Consider the following 21096-nt stretch of genomic DNA (forward strand, 5'->3'; position numbering starts at 1 on the left):
GCACCTGCTTATTTCACGCCGAAGCGCTTGGGTTTGACATATTTGTTGATAAGAGGAACGCAGGCGTTCATGATCAGGATGGCGAACGACATGCCCTCGGGATAGGCTCCCCAGAGACGGATCAGCATCGTGATGACGCCGATTCCCGCAGCGAAGATCACCCCTCCGCGGACGGTCATCGGCGAGGTCGAATAGTCCGTCGCCATGAAGACCGCACCGAGAATCGCACCGCCGGCCAGCACGTGGAACAGCGGCACTTGCCAGAGCGCCGCGCCCGTCATCCCCTTGCCCAGCGCATAGACGAAGGCGAACACGGCCATCGTCGCCAGCACCGTCACGGGGACATGCCACCGGATCACACGCCGCCACAGCAGGTAGGCGAATCCCGCCAGCAGCGCCAGCGCGGCCACCTCGCCCAGCGAACCGGGCATGTTGCCCAGCAGCAGCTCCTGCACGCCCACCACATCGGCCGCCGCACCGTGCTTGACGGCCGCCAGCGGCGTCGCACCCGACAGCGCGTCGAACGCCCCGTTCACGGGCATCGGGAACGAAGTCATCTGCACGGGATAGGCGATCAGGAGAAAGACACGCCCCACCAGCGCCGGATTGAAGGGATTCTTGCCCAGCCCGCCGAAGGTCATCTTGCCGATGGCGATGGCCACGAAAGCGCCGATCACCACGATCCACCAGGGAATCGAGGCCGGGAGGTTGAAGGCCAGCAGCACGCCGGTCACCGCGGCCGACCCGTTGGAGACCGTCAGCGGGCCGCGGACCAGAAAGCGCTGGATCAGGTACTCGAACGCCACGCACGCCGCCACCGAGAGGGCCACGACGCGCAGCACGTCCATGCCGAAGACCACCGTCGAAACGACCAGCGCGGGCATCAGCGCCACGATGACGTCGCGCATGATCGAGGCGGTCGATTGCGCGGACTGCACGTGCGGCGCAGGAGCTACGATAAGTTTATTAGCCATAGATTATCCGTATTTTTTCGTTATCACTTCTTGGCCGCCGCGGCGCGTGCGCGGATCAGCCCCATGACGGTCTGCTTGCCCAGACGCACCCAGTCGAGCAGAGGCAGGTAGGCCGGGCAGGTCGCCTGGCAACTGCCGCACTCGATGCACGAGGTGATCATCCGCGCCTCCAGCTCGTCCCAGCCCTTCTTCTGCGTCATCTTCGAGAGGAAATAGGGTTCGAGGCCCATCGGGCAGGCCTCCACGCATTTGGCGCACTTGATGCACTGCGAGGGTGCGCGGCGCACGGCGTCGCGGCCCGAGAGGATCGTGATGCCCGAGCAGCCCTTCGTCACGGGCGACCCGAGATTGACCATCGCACGGCCCATCATCGGGCCGCCGTTGATCGCCTTCAGCTCGCCGTCGGGAAGTCCTCCGGCCGCCTCGACGAGCGTCATGACGGGCGTTCCCATGCGCGTCAGCAGGTTCTTCGGCTCCCTGAGCCCCTTGCCCGTGATCGTCACGACACGCTCGATGAGCGGCATGCGCTTCTGCACGGCCCGGTAAACGGCCACCGTCGTCGAGGCGTTGCACACCACGGCGCCCACGTCGATCGGCAGCGCCGGCGGAGGCGGGACCTGACGGCCCGTCACGGCCGCGATAAGCTGCTTCTCACCGCCCTGCGGATACTTCACCTGCAGGGGGACGATCTCGATGCCCCCGTATCCGGCGGACAGGCCGCGCAGATGCGCGATGGCGTCGGGCTTGTTGTTCTCGATACCGATATAGGCCTTACCGACGCCCACGGCCTTCATGAGGATCGTGACGCCGACGAGCAGCTCCTCGCCGTATTCGAGCATCGTGCGGTGATCCGACGTCAGATAGGGTTCGCACTCCACGCCGTTAACGATCACGCATTCGGCCTTCTTGCCGGGAGGAACCGAGAGTTTCACGTGCGTGGGGAACGTCGCGCCGCCCATGCCGACGATGCCGGCCTCCCTGATGCGGGCGACGATCTCCTGCGCCGAAAGCGTGCATTCGCGCACGAGCGTCTCCGAGCGGTCGATGCCCTCGGCCCACTCGTCGCCCTCGCGCCGGATCGTAATCATCATCTGGCGCAGCCCCTGCCCGTTGGGCTGGAGGTCCACGGCCGTCACCGTTCCCGACACCGGAGAGTGGATATTCGCCGACATGAAGCTGCCGGCCTCGGCGATGAGCTGTCCCGTGAGCACCCGGTCGCCTTTGGCGACCCTGGCCACGGCCGGCGCCCCGATATGCTGCGCGAGGGGGATCGTCACCGTCTCGGGCAGCGGAAGACGCTCGATCGGCCTGGCGCAGCTCAGTTTGTTTTCCGACGGATGCACTCCGCCCATTGGAAATGTCTTCATATCTCAATTGCTGTTTTTACGATTCGTTGGCGGGAGCGTCCGTGGCCGACGCACCCTGCTTTTCAGCGGCCGCAGGCGCAGGTTCCGGATCCTTCTTCCCGGCCTTCGGAGCCGCCGCAGGCTTTGCAGGCGCAGGCTCCGCCGCCTGAACAGCCGCGGCCGGCTTCGGTGCGGCGGGCGTCTTCGGCGCCTTCGGCAGCGGCTCCATGCCCACCAGGCGGATCGCTCCGGTCGGACACTCGTTCACGCACTTGCGGCACAACTTACACTTCTGCGGGTCGATGTAGGCGAGGTTGTTCTCGACGGTGATGGCCCCGAAGGCGCACACCTTCTCGCACTTGCCGCAGCCGATGCAGCCCGCCTTGCAGGCTTTCATCACCGCCGCGCCCTTCTCCTTCGACACGCACGACACATAGACCGCGCGGTTCTTGGGCCACTTCTTGCGCAGCTCGATAATCATGCGCGGGCAGGCTTTCACGCAGGCGCCGCAGGCCGTGCACTTGTCGGGATCGACCTCCGGAAGCCCCGTCTGCGGGTCGATGCGGATGGCGTCGAACGCACAGGCCGCCACGCAGTCGCCGAATCCCAGACAGCCGAATGCGCAGGCCGTCTCGCCGACGTAGAGCGACGACGCCACGGCGCACGACCGCACGCCGTCGTACCCGTTCGTGCGGGGGCGCTTCTCGCATGTGCCGCCGCAGCGGACCGTCGCCACCTCGGGCTGCTTCTCGGCCGCGGCCTTGCCCAGATACGCCGCCACGGCCTTCATGCAGTCGCTGCCGCCCACCGGGCAGAACAGCGCCGAAATGTCGTCGCGTTTCACGAGCGCATCGGCCATGCCGCGGCATCCGGCGAATCCGCAGCCGCCGCAGTTCGCCCCGGGGAGCATCTTCTCCACCTCGTCGATGCGCGGGTCCTCCTCGACCCGGAATTTCCGGGCCACGAAGTAGAGCACCACGGCCGCGAGCACTCCCAACGCGCACAACGTCAGGATCGTGTAAAGTAATACTTCCATTTAGATTTTAGTTATTGTAAAATGAATTGTGTGTTCGATTCTCCGCCGGCAGAGCCACAGTACGACGTAGTAGAGCACCACGCCTCCGAGCGCCGCGAGCGCACTCGCCCCCTCGCTCCAGCCCAAAGCGGCATTCGCCGCGAAGAGCACGGCCAGCAGCACGGCCAGCGCACCGACATAGGCCAGGGCGACGGCACGCATCCCCGCGCTGCGGCGCACGCCGACCACGACCTGCTCGCCGGCGGCGTAATGCGGAGCATCGGCCGTCTTCACGGCGACGATCTTCTCCTGCGTCTCCGCCAGACCGCACGCCTGCCGGGCCCGGCACGCTCCGCAGGCGCTCCGGGAGGTGATTCTCACGTACACCGCATCGGGCGCCGTGCGTTCCACCACCCCGCTATGTTCGATCGGGCGCGCCACGGCCTCAATCTCCGTATTTGTTCGTCAGGGGCATCAGCCGTTCGTGGCCGAACGAGCAGGAGGAAAGACGCAGCACGGGCGGGAACTGGTAGCGTTTCTTCTCGTTGCGCATGATCATCGAATGGATCTTCTCCACCACTTCGGCGTCGAAGCCCGCATTGACGATCTCCTCGCGGTGCTGCCCCTCCTCGATCATGCGGAACAGAATGACGTCCACCACCTCGTAGGGAGGCAGGATGTCGCTGTCCTTCTGCCCGGGGTGCAGCTCCGACGAAGGCTCCTTGGTCAGGATGCTTTCGGGAATCGGATTGCCCATCGTGCGGTTGATATAGCGCGCCACGTCGTACATTTCGCTTTTGTAAAGGTCGCCCGTGGGGCTGAACGCCCCGGCCGTGTCGCCGTAAAGCGTGCAGAGTCCCAGCGCGTTCTCGCTCTTGTTCGAGGAGTTGAGCAGGATATGCCCCGTCTTGTTCTGCAGGGCCATGAGCAGCACGGTGCGGATACGGGTCTGGATGTTCTCCTCGGTCGAGTCGAACTCCGTGCCGCCGATCACCGGCTTGAGCGTGTTCACCACGCTGGTGTAGATTTCCGAAATGGGAATGACGTTGTAACCGATGCCCAGGTTCGCGGCCAGCCGCTTGGCATCCTCCACCGACTCGTCGGACGAAAAGGGCGAAGGCATGAGCAGCGCCCGGACATTCTCCGCCCCCAGCGCATCCACGGCGATCGAGGCCACCACGGCCGAGTCGATGCCGCCCGAAAGGCCGATCGAGGCTTTCGCGTAGCCGTTCTTGCGGAAGAAGTCGCGCACGCCGCAGCGGGCCGCCTCATAGATCAGCCGCGTACGCTCATTATACGACGACGAGACCGCAATCGGTGCGGCCTCGGCCTTCGTGTCGAACAACTGGAAATCCTCTTCGAAACTCTTCATCATCACGACCACCTCGCCGCGGCTGTTCATCGCCCCCGAAGTGCCGTCGTAAACGATCTCCGTCGAACCGCCCACCTGATTGGCCATCACGAGGTTCTTGCCCTCGACGAAGGCCAGGTCGCGCATCATCTCGTAGCGGTAGGTCATCGTTCCCTTGCCGTAACGGCGGGCGTTGATCGAGATGATCGTCTCCACCGACTTGTCGAAATCGCGCTCGCGGCTCAGATCGTCGCCCACCACCACGGCGCACTTGTGGCCCTTGACGGTGATGTACTCGTAGCCCTTCGAAGGGACCAGAAAACCCATTTCGCGCCGCGCCGAGATGTATTTCTTGCCGATATAACGCTGTATCCTGCCGTTTTCGAGGAGCGCGGCGGCGCTGATCGTCCCCTCGCGGGTCAGCACCGGAAGCCCCACCAGGGCCGTGATCCCGTCGCAGCGGGACGCTATCTTCTCCAGCGCCTCTTCGCACAGTTCGAGAAAGGTCGTCTTGCGCAGCAGGTCGAAGGCCGGCGTGCCGCTCACGGCCTGCTCGGCGAAAATCACCAGATCGGCGCGCCGCGCCTTCGCCTCGTCGATCGCGCCGACGATCTTCGCCGTGTTTCCGTCGATATCCCCCACCGTGTAGTTCAGCTGGGCTATGGCTATTTTCATGGCAGTAATTTAAGTCGGTAAGTTACAACTCCGCAAATTTAAAGATTATTTGCAAAAGTCGGAAAAATTTTCAATGTTAATAATATAACAGGCCGCCCCGCCGAACGCCCCCGCCGCCGGCATCTCCGAAGCGGAACGCGGCCCCCCCGGCTCCGCATTCCGGCCGCACTTCGCACCGGCCGGATACGGCGGAGGCTCCCCGTCCTTTCCGGACGGAGAGCCTCCGCATGTCGCACGACACGTCTCCCTACTCCTGCTCCCCGGCGGGATCGGCGACCAGGATACGGCCGCAGTACTCGCAGACGATGATTTTCTTTCCCTGGCGAATGTCCACCTGGCGCTGGGGCGGAATGCGGTTGAAGCAGCCTCCGCAGGCGTCGCGCCTGACGGTCACCACGGCCAGTCCGTTGCGGACGTTGCGGCGGATACGCTCGTAAGCCGCCAGCAGGCGCTCGTCGATCTTCTCCTTGGCGCGGGCCTCCTGCGCTTCGTATTCGGCCACCTGCGGCGCCGTCTCGGCCTCGATGCCGTCCAGCTCGGCCTTCTTGGCCTGCAAATCGGCGGCACGGCCCTCCACGAGCCCCTCGGCCTCCTCCAGTTGGAGTTTCTTGGCCTTGATGCCCGCGGCGTACTCCTTCAGGCGCTTCTCGGCCAGCTCGATCTCGAGCTCCTGGTACTCGATCTCCTTCGAAATGGCGTCGAACTCGCGGTTGTTGCGCACGTTGTTCTGCTGTTCCTTGTAGTTTCCGATCATGATCCGGGCCTGATCCACCTCGCGCTTGCGCTGTTTCGTGAGCGTGTTCAACTCCTCGATCTCGGCGTTGATGTGCTCGATGCGGGTCTTCATTCCGGCCACTTCATCCTCGAGGTCCTGCACCTCGAGAGGCAGTTCACCTTTCACCTTGTTGATCTCGTCGATCCGGCTGTCGATCTTCTGCAGTTCGTAGAGCGCCAGAATCTTCTCCTGCATCGAGTAATCAACTTCGGCAGTCTTCTTTTGTGTTGCCATATGTTGTCTTTAGAGTTTAGACTTAAACCAGATAATTCACCGGATTGCGAGAGCATTCACTCTTGCGAACCGCAAAGGTACGTAAATTTTTCGACAAAATGTCAAATAAAAGCTGAATTGCGCAATATTCGCTTTCAAAATGGCCTATATCCGCCACGGTGAGGGCCTTATCGGGCATCATGAAGTCGTTGTACTTCATGTCGGCCGTGAGGTAGAAATCGGCCCCGGCGCGGCGTGCGTCGCCGATGAGCGAGGCCCCGGCCCCGGTGCAGACGGCCACGCGGCGCACCGCGGAAGAGGCGATGTCGCTGTAACGTACGACGCTCGCCCCGAGCCGCCGCTGAATAAAGCGCATGAACTCCACGGTATCGACCGCTTCCGCGAGCTCGCCCACGACGCCGAATCCGACACCCTCCTCGGCCGCGGGCTGCAACACGCGGAGGTTCCCCACGCCCAGCATCCCGGCCAGATGCCAGCTCATGCCTCCCGGAGCGCTGTCGAGGTTGGTGTGGCAGGCGTACAGCGCGATGCCGCGGCGGATGGCCCGCTCGACGCAGCGCTGCACCGTGTCCGCCGAATTGAAGCGCTTGAGCGCATGGAAGACGATCGGATGGTGCGTCACGACCAGGTCGCATCCCAGCCGCTCGGCCTCGTCCAGCACCTCCTCGGTCACGTCCACGGCCAGCAGCGCGGCGTGCGCCTCGTCCTCCCCGCGACCCACGATAAGCCCCGCATTGTCATAGGATTCCTGCCACCGAAGCGGCGCAAAGGTTTCGATAACCGTCGTAATATCCCTGATCTTCATAATCCTGAAAAATATGTCATCCGTTTTCTCCGCTCCGCGGCTCCGAACACCGGAACCTTCCGGAAACGGTCCGCGCCCCGGAATCTCAGAACAACGACTGCTCGTAGAAGGCGAACAGCTCCTTGTGCTCCGGCTCCTCCTTCTTGCGGCGGGGCTTGCGCACCGGACGCCGCACGGCGCCGGGCGCTCCGTCCGCCGGGGATTCCGCTCCGGACGGAACGCCGGCCGCTTCGTCGATCTTCACGACGGCCCGGTTCCGGCGGCGCGCCGGAGTCTCCGTATCGGGTATTCCTGCCTGCGGAGCCTCCGCGGCAGGCGTCGCCGCATCATCCGCAGATACGGCGGGCGGGGTATCGGGCGCGAGGCTCCCGGCCGCCGCGGGTCGTTCCGCGGAAACCGGTGCGGATGCGGGCGTTTCCGCCGGGGATTCGGCGCCGTAGTCGTCGCCCACCGCCACGATCTCGCCGTCGGCGGCCTTCAGGTCCTCGCGGACCTCGACGAGCAGGGCCCGAATCCGCTGCAACCGCTCCAGCAATTCGCCCGAGCGGTCCGCCGCATCGCCCGCAGGCTGGCGGCGCATCGCCCGCTTGGCCCCTTCGAGCGTCATGCCGCACTCCTTGACCAGGTGGTAGATCCGCTTCAGGTTCTCGACGTCCTGCGGCGTGAAGAGCCGGTTGCCCTTCTTGTTCCGCTTCGGCCGCAACACGCTGAACTGCGACTCCCAATGACGGATGAGCGACTGATTGACGTCGAACATTTCGGCGACCTCGCCCATCGAGTAATAGAGTTTTTCAGCCATATCTGTCAATCCTGTTTTATGATTCGCAACGAATTGGGATACAAGTTGTTCACCCGCCGCCCGATCCGCTTGGCGAAGCCCAGCGCGCGGCCGCGGGCCGCAATGAGGTTCATCCCCTCGGCCAATTCCCCGGGCGGGATGTCCTGCCGCCGCAGGTAGCGCACCGCCGTCGGCCCGTCCAGCTCCGCCACGGGCAGCGCCCCGCGGTTCAGCCCCGTGTGGAAGGCCAGCGCCGGATCGGGCTTCAGCACCCCCCGGAACACCTGTCCGAACGCCACGCCGGAATAGATCGCGGGCAGCGCTTCCGAAAGCGCCCGGACGGCGTCGGCCTGCGCCGCGAACCAGCCGTAGCAGGAGCCGGCCACCGTGCCGAAGCGCATCGCGCCGGGATCGAGCGTCCAGCGCGCCAGCTCGGCCGCAGTCGCCCGGTCGGCCGGAGCGAACACCGCACGGCGCGCCCGGGGCGTGCGCATCCGCCCCTCCGCATCGGGAGCCTTGCGGGCCACGGCGGCGAAAAATCCCTCGCCGACGGCCCGGTGGGGATAGAACCGATAGGTGCGGAACGCACCGACCCGGCCGCAGACGACGCCCCAGGCCCCGTCCACGGGCCGCTCCTCCGTCTCGGCAGCCTCGCTGCCGACGGCGGCGAGCAGCCGCTCCAGCACGCCCTCGTCCTCGTCGCGGTTGAACGTGCAGGTACTGTACAGCAGCGTGCCGCCGGGTTTGAGCGCCCGCCACGCCTCGCGCAGAATCTCCTCCTGCCGCGCGGCGCACACGCGCACGCCGCCCTCGCTCCACTCGGCGCGGGAGGCCGGGTCCTTGCGGAACATGCCCTCGCCCGAACAGGGGGCATCTACGGCCACGACGTCGAACCACGCCTCGAAGTCGCAGACGGCGCGCGGCTCGCAGGTCGTCACCACGACGTTGCCCGTGCCCCACTTGCGGACGTTGTCCGCCAGCACGGCGGCGCGGCGGCGGTCGATCTCGTTGGCGACGACCAGCCCCTCCGGCCCCGCGAGCGAGGCGTAGAGCGTCGTCTTGCCGCCCGGAGCGGCGCAGAGGTCCAGCACACGCGCACCGCGTACCGCCGCGCCGCCGAGCAGGTGTCCGACCGCCTGCGACGACGCCTCCTGCACGTAGTAGGCCCCGGCGTGGAAGTCGCTGTCGAAGGTGAACTGCGGCCGCGAAGCGAGGTAAAGGCCCCCGGCGCACCAGGGAACCCGCCCCGCGACGTCGAGCTGCGGCAGGCCGGGCGGTGTCTCCGTCCCGGAAAACGCCGCGCTCCCGGATGCCCCGGAAGACACGGACGCACCGGATACGGCCTGCGGTGTCCCAGCGCCCCCCGGCCCCCCGGGGAGCACTTCGGGAAACAGCTCCGGGAGCCGGTCCGTCCCCGTCTTCGCGGGGTTCAGGCGCACGGAGACCGGCGGCGGCGCGTCGAGCGCCCCGCACAGGGCGCGCCCTTCGGCCGTCCCGAGGTCGCGCAACACGCGTTCGACGAATTTCGGAGGCAGTTCCATGCTATTTTCCGGCCGCTTTCAGCGCATCGAGGCGCGCGCAAATCTTATCCAGCACCGCGGGGTCCGAGACGAAGTCCTCGTGGTCCTTGTCCACGACGAGCACCTCGCCGTCGTAGTTGTGTTCGATCCAGTCGTTGTACTTGTCGTTGAGCCGCTTGAGGTACAGCTCGTCGATGTTCATCTCGTATTCGCGGCCCCGCTTGCGGATCTGCGAGGTGAGCGTCGGCACGCCCGCCTTGAGGTAGATCAGCAGGTCGGGCTTGGGAATGAGCGTCGTGACGAGCCGGAAAATGCTCATGTAGGTCTCGATGTCGCGCGTGGCCATCAGCCCCATCTCGTGAAGGTTGCTCGCGAAGATGTACGCGTCCTCGTAGATCGTGCGGTCCTGGATGATGTCGCCCTGCGAGACGTCGGAGAGCATCTCCATCGTCTGCCGGATGCGGCTTCCGAGGAAATAGATCTGCAAGTTGAACGACCAGCGGTTCATGTCCTCGTAAAAATCGCCGATATAGGGGTTGTTGCTCTCCTCGAGGTAGGACCGCGCGTCGTAACGCGCCGTGAGCATCTGGGTCAGCGTGGTCTTCCCGCTGCCGATATTTCCGGCTATGGCTATATACATAATGATCCGTGTTTTAATCCTGTTCCGTTATCCGCTCCCCGTCCAGCGCGAGCACGTCGTCCGCCACGCGGCGATCGTTCACCAGCCGCGGGACCTTGTTCTTGCCCCGCGCACGCATCCATCGCAGGAAATAGCCCCGGGGAACCGTCACGATGCGCTGCCGTTCGAGCGTCGTGCGGCGCTTGGCATCGTAGTCCGAATTGACGGCCCGCAGCGCCTCGTCAAGCGCCCCGGCGAACCGTTCGGCGCTCTCCGGCTCGCGGTCGAACTCCACGATCCACTCGTGCGCCCCCCGTTCGCGCAGCGACATGTAGCACGGCGCCACGGTGTACTCCGCGACCGCGGCTCCCGACGCGCGGCAGGCCGCGGCCAGCGCCCGGTCGGCGTTATCGGCGATCAGCTCCTCGCCGAAGACGTTGATATACTGTTTCGTCCGGCCCGCGAAGCGGATGCGGTAGGGCGTCGTCGAGGTGAACTCCACCGTGTCGCCGATCTCGTAGCGCCACAGGCCGTTGTTCGACGTGACGAGCATCGCATAGACCTTGCCGCACTCCACGTCGGCCAGCGGCACGATGCGCTCCCCGTCGCGGAACTCGAAGAACGTGCCGTAGTCGAGCATCAGCAGCATGTCGTCGCGGCCCGGGTCGTCGGCCAGCGCGAAGAAACCCTCCGAAGCGTTATAGGTCTCCATGTAGTGCATCCCCTCCGAAGGCAGCAGCTCTTCGAACATGCGGCGGTAGGGGGTGAACTCCACCCCGCCGTGGGCGAACAGCTCCAGCCGGGGCCACACTTCGAGCAGATTCTTCCGCCCGGTGAACTCCAGCACGCGGCGCATGAGCGCCAGATTCCACGACGGCACGCCCGCGAAGGCCGTGATCGGTTCGCCGACGCATTCGCGGCAGATCGCCTCGCACTTCGCGTCGAAGTCGGGAATGATCGCCGTCCCGATGCGCGGCGCGCGGAACCAGCCGCTCCAGAAGGTCGTCTCGTGGATCAGCAGCGCCGAGAGGTCCCCCACGAGGTTCCGCCCCTCGCACGCGCACGAACCGCCGAGCGTCAGGGTCTTGCCGTCAAAGACCCGCGTGCCGGGACGGGCCGCGGCGTAGAGCGTCGCCACGTCGCGCATACCCAGCGTATGATTCCACCACAACGACTCCCGCGTGACGGGGATGTACTTGCTGCGGTCGGAGGTCGTGCCCGACGAACGGGCGAACAGCCGGACCCGCCCGGGGGCCGTAACGCTGCGCACGCCCGCCATCATACGCTCGACATAGGGCTTGAAGGTCTCGTAGTCGAACGTCTCGACCTGCGACTGGAACCGCTCCACGGAGCGGATGTGCCGCAGGTCGTAGCGGTCGCCGAACTCCGTCAGGCGGCCCCGGCGCACCAGACGGCGGAGCATCCGCTCCTGTGTCTCGACGGGGTGCCGCCGGAAGCGGTCAATCGCCCGCGCACGCTGCGAGAACCACGTCTTGAGAATCGTATTGCGAAAAGACATAGTCAGTTAAAATAATACCCCACCTTCCCCACCGACGCGGGCATGGCGAAGAGCACGACCCGGTCGTAAGCCGAAATCTGCGTGTCGTCCACGGCGATGAAAACCTTGTCGCCGCGCACGATGCCGCCGATGATCGCGTCCTCGGGCAGCCCGAGGTCCTTGATCGGGGCCTTCGTGGCCGGGGAGTTGGGCTTGACGATGAACTCCAGCACCTCGGCGTCGCTGCCCGTGAGGCACTTGATCGCCTGCACGTCGGTAGACATGGTGAAACGGAAAATGTTCGACGCCGTGACCAGCTTCTTGTTGATGATCGTGTCGATGCCGATCGACTCGGCCAGATTGATGTAATTGAGGTTCTCGACCTCGGCGATCACCTTCTTCACGCCCATGCGCTTGGCAAGCATCGCCGCCAGGATGTTCGTCTCGCTGCGGCCCGTCACGGCCACGAAGGCGTCCATGTTCGAAAGCCCTTCCTCCATCATCGCCTCCGTATTGCGGCCGTCCTCGTTGATGATGAGCGTCTTGTCGAGCGTCTCGGCCAGCCGGTAGGCCTTCTCGGCGTTGTAGTCCACCAGTTTGATGTTGATCTCGTCCTGCAACTCCGTGGCGATGCGGATGCCGATGCGCGAGCCGCCGAGGATCATCATGTTGCGCACGTCGATATTCGACCGACCGGAGAGCTCCATCACGTCGTGCACGGCGTCCTGCCGCGCGATGACGTAGATCACGTCGCCCTCCAGGTAGCGTTCGCCCAGACGCGGAATGATCGTCTCGCCGCCGCGCGTGATGGCCACGGTGCGGTAGCTCAGCGCCTCCTGCCCCTCGCCGAACCCCGACAGCGCCTCGCCCACGAGCGGCGAAGCCGGTTCGAGGCGGAAGACAGCCAGCGAGAGCTTGCCGCTCGAGAAATCGACGTACTCGGTGGTCGAGGTATGGCCCAGCAGGTTGATCACCTCGCGCGCCGCGACCTTCTCGGGATAGAACAGGTAGTCGATGCCCATGTCGATGAACAGCTCCTTGTTGTCCGGTTCGAGGTACTCGTTGTTGTCGATGCGGGCGATGGACTTCTTCGCCCCGAGCCGCTTGGCCAGCGTCGCCGCCACGATATTGTCCGTCTCCTCGTGATTGACGGCGATGAAAAGGTCGCACCTGCGCACCGCAGCGCGCCGCAGCACCGCGAAGGTCGTCGAGTCGCCCTCGACGGTGAGCACGTCGGCCAGACTGCCCACCTCGGCCAGCAGTTTCTGGTCGGCGTCGATAATGGTGATATCGTGGCCGTTGCCGCTCAACATCCGGGCCAGATGGCTGCCCATCTCGCCGGCTCCCGCAATTACGATCTTCATGGTCCGTGGTTCGCCGCCGGAGCCTCCCCCCGCCGCACGCCGGGACACCGGCGAACGCGGAGCGGGAAACGACGGCCGCATTTTTGCAATTTAACTCACAAATATATACATTTGTCCCGGAAACCGCAAATCGCGGGAAAATTAAAAAACGAAACGTATGCCTTCCTGGTTGATCCTTCTGCTTTGCGCCGTGGCGGCCGTCGGTCTGTTCGTCCTCGGCATGTCGCTGACGCTGATGATAAAAGGCCATCACATCGACTCGGAAATCTCGACCAACAAGAACATGCAGCGGCTCGGAATCAAATGCGCCGTCCAGGAGACGCGCGAGGAGGACGGCACGGCCGCCTGCTCCGACGCCTCCCCGCTGTCCGGCTGCTCGGGCAACTGCGGGGCCTGCGACATCGAGCACAAATAGCCACCCCGGCGCCCCGCCCCGGAGGCCCGGAAAAAGGCCGTTCCGGAAAAATCGGGCTCCGGGAACGACAGGAATCCTACAATTCGCAGTATTTCGACCGGCAGACGAACCAGGGATTGTGCAGGTCCGCCTCGTTGTACCGCAGCTCCGCATCCCCGGGCAGCGAACGGGTCGTCCCGCCGGCCTCCGCGAGAATGAGCTCCCCGGCGGCCGTATCCCACTCGTAGGTGCGGGTCGTACGCACGTAGTAGTCCACGCTCCCCTCGGCCAGCATGCAGAATTTATAGGAACTGCCCTGCTCGACGACCTCCAGATCGGGATGCCGCGCCCGCAGGCGTTCGATATGCTCGTGCGTCTCGGAGGTCTGGTGCGAACGCGAAACGGCCACCCGCAGGTGGTCGTGACGCCCCTCCCGGGGCAGCGGCAGCCGGGTCCAGCCGCAGACGATCTCGTCGTAGGTGTAGGAGGCGCCGGCATCCGGAGCGACGCCCTCCTTGAGAAAGGAGCCGGCATTCCGCCCCGCGACATACATCTTCCCGAAATAGGGCACATAGACCACCGCTCCGATGCAGACGTTGTTCTCCATCAGGGCGATATTGACCGTGAACTCGTTGTTGCCCTTGATGAACTCCACCGTCCCGTCCAGCGGGTCCACCAGCCAGTAAAGCTCCCAGTTGCAGCGCTCTTCGTAACGCATCTCGCGCCCCTCCTCCGAAAGGATCGGAATGCGCGTCGGCCCGAGGTACTCGCGGATGGTCCGGTGAGCCAGCCGGTCGGCCACCGTGATCGGCGTGCGGTCGTCCTTGAGGCTTATGTCGTAGTCGTCGAGGTTCTTATAGACTTGCATGATCGAGGCTCCGGCTCTCACGGCCGCATTGAACAGGGGCGGCAGCAGATACATTCTCACCTTGTCGTCAATCATCGTAGCGCGTTTTTGGGAATCCGAAGTTTGCATTGCCATGGTAAAGGTAACAACAATTTATCATATAACGAAGGATGCGGCGCACATATTTTGCGCCGTTCCGCTTTCGGACACGATCCCCGACCCGGGGACGAACGAGGGCGGAAGCGGAGGCTCCCTCCGCGCGTCGAAAACCGTGCCGGAACGCCGCGGTGCGAAAAAATTCCGCACAACGTTTTGCATATCCCGCAAAAAGCCGTATATTTGCACTCCGAATTATGTTTCAACACATAACACTCGAATTTAATGTACGTTATAGTAGAGATCGCAGGTCAGCAATTCAAAGCTGAAAAAGGTCGGAAACTTTATGTTCACCGTCTTCAGGGCGAAGAGAATTCGTCCGTAAGTTTCGACAAAGTCCTGCTCGCAGACAACGACGGTCAGGTCAAGGTCGGCGCACCTGTAGTAGAAGGCGCCGCAGTGAAATGCAAGATCCTGAAACATCTGAAGGATGACAAGGTTCTGGTCTTCAAGAAGAAGCGCCGCACGGGCTACCAGAAGTGCAACGGCCATCGCCAGTACCTGACGCAGATTCTCGTGGAGGAAATTGTTGCATAAACCTTTAAAAACGAAAGTAACATGGCACACAAGAAAGGTGTAGGTAGTTCGAAGAACGGCCGCGAGTCGGAAAGCAAGCGACTCGGCATCAAATTGTTCGGCGGCCAGTTCGCAAAGGCGGGCAACATCATCGTCCGTCAGCGCGGCACGGTTCATAACGCCGGCGAGAACGTAGGCATGGGCAAGGATCACACCCTGTTCGCACTCGTGGACGGAACCGTGGAGTTCTGCAAGAAGAGCGAAGGCAAATCCTACGTGAGCGTAACTCCGCTGAGCGAGTAAGCCAGCGGCACTGCAAAAGTCCGGGGGGGGGTAAGGTCTGCCTCCGGAAAGGGAAACGAAATCATCGGTCTCCGGTTCGTCGGGGACCGATTTTTCTTTTTCATCGCCGGAACGACCGGAAACGAACGCGGCAAGTCTCCCCTGCTATCGGCCCCTGTCCGGCGGAGGCAGGAAGAGACAGGGACGGCGGTAGCAGAGATTTTCGCGCGGCAGCACCGAAGAGGTCCGGACCGGCAGATGCAAAGGTCCGAAACCCGGAAACAGGCGGCAACGACGGCCATAAAGGCGGTCGGGGAAAAGGCCGGGGCAACCGGAACAGCCGGGATAGCTCGAACTGCCGGGGCCTGCCCCGGCCTCCGGAACGACAGGCTGCCGGAGCGACAGGCTGCCGGAGCGACAGGCTGCCGGAGCGAGGGGTTACCGGAACGACAGGCTGCCGGAACGACAGGCTGCCGGAACGACAGGCACGGAAAATCCGGCTGCCGGGGAGTATCGCAAAACAGACGCAAAAAGTCCGGCTGCGGAATGCAGCCGGACCTGTCGCACGAAGATGCGGGACAGCCCGCACCGTGTCTATTTCCGCTCCGCTTCGGCGGAAGCCTCGGGAGCCGCGGCACGGAACCCGGCCAGCAGCGTCTTGTCGTCGTAGAGCTTCAGCTCCGAACCCACGATCTCGTAGCGGTCCACTTCGTCGAGCATCCTGACGAAAGCATCCTCGTACTGCATGTCGGGGCAGGCCATCCGGGTCATGCCCAGATTGCCGAACTCCAGCTTGCCGTCCTGCTTCTCGTACTTGCCGAAGAAGCGGTTGCAGTTGGTGCGTCCCGAAACGAGCGTGTCGGCGGCATCGAATTTCAGCGTGAAGGCATCCGTCCCGGCATCGATCGCCCCGGCGGGGATTCCCTCCATCTCCGCGAGTTTCCAGGTCGTGCCTTCGAGTGCGGTCTGCGCGCCTCCGCAGCAAGCCGTCATGGCTGCAAACAGAACGGCAGCCGTAAAAATCTTTTTCATGCTTTATTGTTTTTAAAGAGTCATTTCAACCGACGGGTCCGCCGGGAAGCCCCGGCCGCAGACGGAATCGCAAATATACGCAAAGATTCCCGCATCCGCAAAAAAGCGGGCCGCCTTTTAAGGCCGGCCCGCAACTTGCATGCCCGAAAGAGCGTCAGATCTTCTGAAGCCGCAGCGCGATCTCCATTTCGGTCGTATTGTCCTTGAGATCCTTGATGATCTTGCCAGCGTCGATGCCCATCGTCACCGACGAATCGAGCGAACCGAGCAGCGAGGAGAATACGTCGAGGAACGGAACCATCATGGCACGGTCCACATAAACCTTGACCACACCGTTCTCCTGAACATATTTCAGCGGAATGGCGTAATAATCATCGGCCGATACGATACCCAGCGAGGGATACTGCGTCAGCAGTCCGTCGATCAATGCGGGAACGTCGAGGTCGGCTCCGCCCGCGGCCTTCAGAAAGTCACGGCCGATCTTGAAATAGAGCTTGCTGTCCTTCGTGTAGTAGCCGATCGCACCCTCGGGCAGAATCTCCGAGGTCTCGGCGTTCGGGAACGACTTCACCTCCTCACCGAACTTCGGTTCCAACAAAGCGCCCAAAATGGCCGAAACGTCCGTTCCCTCGACGATCAGATCCTTGTACTGCGCACCGAACGAACCATCGTTCTTCAGCTCCACGCCGATCAGGCCGCCCTTCACGATACCCGATCCTATGGCCTCGACCATGCTCAGCACCGTATTCATCGGCATCTGATAAGGAATACCGAGAATCTCCGTCAGGTCTATTCCCGGAATGTTGTCGGGATCGGTCCATGTAACGTCGAAAGTCAGGTAGTACTCCTGCATCTCTTCGGGATCGGCGGCAGTCGGCCGGGATACGGAGGCCGGCTTATAGCTGCCGATAAGCTCCGAGGAGAAAGGCGGCGGCGTATTTTTCTTGTTATCGTCGTCGCACGACACGGACGACACGGCTATCGCACAGAGAGCGGCGATCAGCGAGAATTTCGTAAACAGGTTTTTCATAACGATCTTGTTAAAGTGTTTTCCATTCAATTCCGGACAAAAATATCCCTTTCCGCAGAATGAAACAAATTAATTCATCGGACCCGAAGCATTCCCCCACGAACGCACCGTTTTTCATCACGAAAAAAAACACGGAAGGGCCGCGGCTTGTCTGCCGCGGCCCTTCGCACCTATTTTTATATACGGGATCAGTACTCCATCTTCGCACGGCGCACATAGCCGTTGTAACGCCACTTGGCGTTCTCCTCGGCTGCGGCGAACAACTCGTCGGCCTCGGCCGGGAAGGATTTCTGCAACGACGTGTAGCGCACCTCCTTCATCAGGAACTCGCGGAACTTCGTCCAGTCCGGCTCCTTCGAGTCGAGCACGAAGGGATTCTTGCCCTCCTCCTCGAGCTGCGGATTGTAGTGCCACAGATGCCAGTAGCCGCAGGCCACGGCCTCCTTGCCCACGGTCTGCGTGCGCGTCATGCCGCCCTTGATGCCGTGGTTGATACACGGCGCATAGGCGATCACCAGCGACGGACCCGGATAGGCCTCGGCCTCCTTGAGCACGTTGAAGAGCTGCTGCTGCGAAGCGCCGATCGAAACCTGCGCCACATAGACATAGCCGTAGGTCATGGCCATCGCGCCGAGGTCCTTCTTGCGGATGCGCTTGCCGCTCGAAGCGAACTTCGCCACGGCGCCCACGGGAGTGGCCTTCGACGACTGTCCGCCGGTGTTGGAGTAAACCTCGGTGTCGATCACCAGGATATTCACGTCCTGACCCGACGCCAGCACGTGGTCCACGCCGCCGTAGCCGATGTCGTAGCCCCAGCCGTCGCCGCCGATGATCCACTGTGACTTCTTCACGAGCCAGTCCTTGTGCTCGAGAATCTTCCGGCAGTAGTCGCAGCCGCAGGCCTCCAGCATCGGAAGCAGGCGAGCCGTGACCTCGGCCGAACGGGCCGACGAACCGCGGTTCCCGATCCACTCGCGCATCACGCCCTTCAACTCCTCGGAGCACTTGTCGCACGAGGCGATGGCGGCCTCCATCGTCTCCTGGATCCGGTCGCGGAGCTTCTCAATACCGATGTGCATACCCAGACCGAACTCGGCGTTGTCCTCGAAGAGCGAGTTGGCCCAGGCCGGCCCCTGCCCCTTCTCGTTGGTGCAGTAAGGCGTCGAGGGAGCCGAACCCGAATAGATCGAGGTGCAGCCCGTGGCGTTGGCGACCATCATCTTGTCGCCGAACAACTGCGTGATGGCCTTGATGTAGGGCGTCTCGCCGCAGCCGGCGCAGGCTCCCGAGAACTCGAACAGCGGCTGCGCGAATTGCAGGTTCTTCACCGATTTGGTCTTATCGACGACCTGCTTGTAGCCGATGTTCCCGGTGATGTAGTCCCAGTTCTTCTGCTGCGGGAGCTGCTCCTCGAGCGGACGCATGACGAGCGCCTTCTGCTTGGCGGGGCAGACGTCCACGCAGTTGCCGCAGCCCGTACAGTCGAGCGGCGAAATCTGGATGCGGAACTTGTACTCCTTCGTCTCGCCCAGGCCCTGCTTCCACTCCACGCCCGAAGCGGCGGCCTCCTCCTCCGTGGCGAGGAACGGACGGATCACGGCGTGCGGGCAGACATAGGCGCACTGGTTGCACTGGATACAGTTGGCGATCTGCCACTCGGGAACGTTCACGGCGATACCGCGCTTCTCGTAGGCGGCCGTGCCGTTGTCCCACGTGCCGTCCTCGCGGCCGTCGAAGGCCGAGACGGGCAGCCGGTCGCCCTTCAGACCGTTGATCGGCTCGACGATCCGGCGGACGAACTCGGGATACGAGGCGTTCGAGACGTGCTCGAAGCCCTTGTCCTCGATCGCGGCCCACTCGGCCGGAACCTCGACCTTCACCACGGCGCTGCCGCCGGCATCCACGGCCGCGTAGTTCATGTTCACGATGTCCTCGCCCTTCTTGCCGTAGGACTTCAGGATGGCGTGCTTCATCTCCTCGACGGCCTTCTCGAACGGAATGACGTTCGCGATCTTGAAGAAGGCCGACTGCATGATCGTATTCGTGCGCGAACCCAGCCCCAGCTCGGCGGCGATCTTCGTGGCGTTGATGACGTAGAAGTTGATCCTGTTCTTGGCAAGGTAAGCCTTCATGTGGTCGGGCAGCGTGGCGCAGGTGGTCTCGGGGTCATGCACCGAGTTGAGCAGGAACGAGCCGCCGGGCTTCAGGCCCTTCAGCACGTCGTACTTGTCCACGTACGACGGCACGTGGCAGGCCACGAAGTCGGGCGTGGTCACCAGATAGGGCGACGTGATGGGCAGGTCGCCGAAACGCAGGTGCGACGAGGTATAGCCGCCCGACTTCTTCGAGTCGTAGGAGAAGTAGGCCTGGCAGTACTTGTTCGTCGAACCGCCGATGATCTTGATCGAGTTCTTGTTGGCGCCCACCGTGCCGTCGGCGCCCAGACCGAAGAACAGCGCCTCGAACGTGCCGGGCTTGGCGAGCGAAATCTCCTCGCCCACCGGAAGCGAGAGGTTCGTCACGTCGTCGGTGATGCCCACCGTGAAGTGCTCCTTCGGAGCCTCCGCGGCCAGGTTCTCGAAGACGGCCAGAATCTGGGCCGGCGTGGTGTCCTTCGACGAGAGGCCGTAGCGGCCGCCGACGATCATCGGCTGGAGCTTCTTGCCGTAGAACATGGACTTCACGTCGAGGTAGAGCGGCTCGCCCTCGGCTCCCGGCTCCTTCGTGCGGTCGAGCACGCAGACTCGTTTGACGCTCGCGGGCAGCACGTCGAAGAAATATTTCTCCGAGAAGGGCCGGTAGAGGTGCACGGTCACCAGACCCACCTTACGGCCCTGCTTCGACAGGTAGTCGATCGTCTCCTTGACGGTCTCCGTCACCGAGCCCATGGCCACGACGATGTGTTCGGCCTCGGGATGGCCGTAATAGACGAAGGGTTTGTAGTCGCGGCCCGTGATCTTCGAGATCTCGCGCATGGTGTCGGCCACCATGTCGGGCACGGCGTCGTAGAACTTGTTGGCCGCCTCGCGCGTCTGGAAATAGATGTCGGGGTTCTGCGCCGTACCGCGCGTGACGGGGTGCTCGGGGTTGAGCGCCCGGGCACGGAAGGCCTTCAGCGCATCGCGGTCGAGCAGCGCCGTGAGCGACGCCTCGTCGATCAGCTCGATCTTCTGAATCTCGTGCGAGGTGCGGAATCCGTCGAAGAAGTGCAGGAAAGGCACGCGGGCCTTCAGCGCCACGAGGTGCGCGACGCCCGCCAGGTCCATCACCTCCTGCACGGACGAGGTGGCCAGCATGGCGAAGCCCGTCTGCCGGGTGGCCATCACGTCCTGATGGTCGCCGAAGATCGACAGCGACTGCGCGGCCAGCGCGCGGGCCGAAACGTGGAAGACGCCCGGCAGCAGCTCGCCCGAAATCTTGTACATATTGGGGATCATCAGCAGCAGACCCTGCGACGCGGTGAACGTCGAGGTCAGGGCGCCGCTCTGCAGCGAACCGTGCACGGCGCCCGCGGCGCCCGCCTCCGACTGCATCTCGACGACCTTCACGGTCTCGCCGAAGATATTCCTGCGCCCCTGCGCGGCCCACTCGTCCACGAGTTCGGCCATCGTCGATGACGGCGTGATGGGATAGATCGCCGCAACCTCCGAGAACATGTAAGCCACATGAGCCGCAGCGTAGTTTCCATCACACGTGATGAATTTCTTTTCTGCCATTTTTCCGAGTTTTAGATAATATTCGTGTGTTATGACGGCCTTCCGGCCGCTGTCCTGCGGGACAGCGCTGCAAAGATAAAAAATTCGGCGCAAAAAACAGCCCGGTTTCCGTCCGAAAAATTGTAAAAAAACACGTTTTCGGGTGTTATCCGAATAACAGCCGCATTGT

General features: G+C 63.3%; 19 protein-coding genes. 3 read left to right on the forward strand and 16 right to left on the reverse strand.

Annotated elements, in window-relative coordinates; all coding sequences use genetic code 11:
• Nucleotides 1–8: 8 nt before the first annotated feature.
• The 12 genes from FME97_RS02820 to trkA all read right to left on the reverse strand — a co-directional run bounded on the left by FME97_RS02820 (nt 9) and on the right by trkA (nt 12954).
• On the reverse strand, nt 9–974 hold the full coding sequence (locus tag FME97_RS02820) for an RnfABCDGE type electron transport complex subunit D (RefSeq protein ID WP_141427772.1): 966 nt from the start codon (nt 972–974) through the stop codon (nt 9–11).
• A gap of 23 nt (nt 975–997) precedes the next feature.
• Entirely contained in the window at nt 998–2341 is a 1344-nt protein-coding gene (rsxC, locus tag FME97_RS02825; RefSeq protein WP_162852157.1) for an electron transport complex subunit RsxC, read from the reverse strand.
• 16 nt (nt 2342–2357) lie between these two features.
• Nucleotides 2358–3356, reverse strand: a complete 999-nt coding sequence (locus FME97_RS02830; RefSeq protein WP_141427773.1) for an RnfABCDGE type electron transport complex subunit B — start codon at nt 3354–3356, stop codon at nt 2358–2360.
• On the reverse strand, nt 3357–3776 hold the full coding sequence (locus FME97_RS02835; protein WP_141427774.1) for a SoxR reducing system RseC family protein: 420 nt from the start codon (nt 3774–3776) through the stop codon (nt 3357–3359).
• A 4-nt stretch (nt 3777–3780) separates the two neighbouring features.
• A complete protein-coding gene (locus FME97_RS02840) occupies nt 3781–5361 on the reverse strand; it encodes an NAD+ synthase (protein ID WP_141427775.1) in 1581 nt (526 codons plus the stop codon).
• A 247-nt stretch (nt 5362–5608) separates the two neighbouring features.
• Complete coding sequence (locus FME97_RS02845) at nt 5609–6370, reverse strand: zinc ribbon domain-containing protein (protein ID WP_141427776.1); 762 nt, start codon at nt 6368–6370, stop codon at nt 5609–5611.
• Nucleotides 6371–6392: 22 nt separating this feature from the next.
• Nucleotides 6393–7175, reverse strand: coding sequence for a Nif3-like dinuclear metal center hexameric protein (locus FME97_RS02850; RefSeq protein ID WP_141427777.1), 783 nt, complete (start codon nt 7173–7175; stop codon nt 6393–6395).
• Nucleotides 7176–7260: 85 nt separating this feature from the next.
• A complete protein-coding gene (locus tag FME97_RS02855) occupies nt 7261–7974 on the reverse strand; it encodes a MerR family transcriptional regulator (RefSeq protein WP_141427778.1) in 714 nt (237 codons plus the stop codon).
• Between the two features lie 5 nt (nt 7975–7979).
• Nucleotides 7980–9494 carry a methyltransferase RsmF C-terminal domain-like protein gene (locus FME97_RS02860; RefSeq protein WP_141427779.1) on the reverse strand — a complete coding sequence of 505 codons (1515 nt, stop codon included), beginning with the start codon at nt 9492–9494 and terminating at the stop codon, nt 7980–7982.
• A 1-nt stretch (nt 9495) separates the two neighbouring features.
• Nucleotides 9496–10113 carry a deoxynucleoside kinase gene (locus FME97_RS02865; RefSeq protein ID WP_141427780.1) on the reverse strand — a complete coding sequence of 206 codons (618 nt, stop codon included), beginning with the start codon at nt 10111–10113 and terminating at the stop codon, nt 9496–9498.
• A 13-nt stretch (nt 10114–10126) separates the two neighbouring features.
• Nucleotides 10127–11611, reverse strand: a complete 1485-nt coding sequence (locus tag FME97_RS02870) for a GH3 auxin-responsive promoter family protein (protein WP_141427781.1) — start codon at nt 11609–11611, stop codon at nt 10127–10129.
• Nucleotides 11612–11613: 2 nt separating this feature from the next.
• Complete coding sequence (gene trkA / locus FME97_RS02875; protein ID WP_141427782.1) at nt 11614–12954, reverse strand: Trk system potassium transporter TrkA; 1341 nt, start codon at nt 12952–12954, stop codon at nt 11614–11616.
• Nucleotides 12955–13111: 157 nt separating this feature from the next.
• Here trkA and FME97_RS02880 point away from each other — a divergent pair, with 157 nt between their 5' ends.
• Entirely contained in the window at nt 13112–13369 is a 258-nt protein-coding gene (locus FME97_RS02880; protein ID WP_141427783.1) for a hypothetical protein, read from the forward strand.
• 76 nt (nt 13370–13445) lie between these two features.
• Here FME97_RS02880 and FME97_RS02885 read toward each other — a convergent pair whose 3' ends face one another.
• Nucleotides 13446–14291 (reverse strand): 3'(2'),5'-bisphosphate nucleotidase CysQ family protein, encoded by an 846-nt coding sequence (locus FME97_RS02885; protein ID WP_141427784.1) that lies wholly within the window; start codon nt 14289–14291, stop codon nt 13446–13448.
• A gap of 285 nt (nt 14292–14576) precedes the next feature.
• On the opposite strand from FME97_RS02885, the gene rplU reads away from it, so the two are divergent.
• Both rplU and rpmA read left to right on the forward strand, forming a co-directional pair.
• Complete coding sequence (gene rplU, locus FME97_RS02890; RefSeq protein WP_141427785.1) at nt 14577–14888, forward strand: 50S ribosomal protein L21; 312 nt, start codon at nt 14577–14579, stop codon at nt 14886–14888.
• Nucleotides 14889–14909: 21 nt separating this feature from the next.
• The gene (gene rpmA, locus FME97_RS02895) at nt 14910–15170 is read left to right on the forward strand and encodes a 50S ribosomal protein L27 (protein ID WP_141427786.1); all 261 of its coding nucleotides are present in this window, start codon (nt 14910–14912) and stop codon (nt 15168–15170) included.
• Nucleotides 15171–15743: 573 nt separating this feature from the next.
• Here rpmA and FME97_RS02900 read toward each other — a convergent pair.
• The 3 genes from FME97_RS02900 to nifJ form a co-directional block, all read right to left on the reverse strand.
• The gene (locus FME97_RS02900) at nt 15744–16181 is read right to left on the reverse strand and encodes an META domain-containing protein (RefSeq protein WP_141427787.1); all 438 of its coding nucleotides are present in this window, start codon (nt 16179–16181) and stop codon (nt 15744–15746) included.
• 154 nt (nt 16182–16335) lie between these two features.
• A complete protein-coding gene (locus FME97_RS02905; protein ID WP_141427788.1) occupies nt 16336–17211 on the reverse strand; it encodes a hypothetical protein in 876 nt (291 codons plus the stop codon).
• A 188-nt stretch (nt 17212–17399) separates the two neighbouring features.
• On the reverse strand, nt 17400–20927 hold the full coding sequence (gene nifJ / locus FME97_RS02910; RefSeq protein WP_141427789.1) for a pyruvate:ferredoxin (flavodoxin) oxidoreductase: 3528 nt from the start codon (nt 20925–20927) through the stop codon (nt 17400–17402).
• Between the last annotated feature and the right edge of the window lie 169 nt (nt 20928–21096).

The organism is Alistipes dispar (assembly GCF_006542685.1).
Taxonomy (GTDB): domain Bacteria; phylum Bacteroidota; class Bacteroidia; order Bacteroidales; family Rikenellaceae; genus Alistipes; species Alistipes dispar.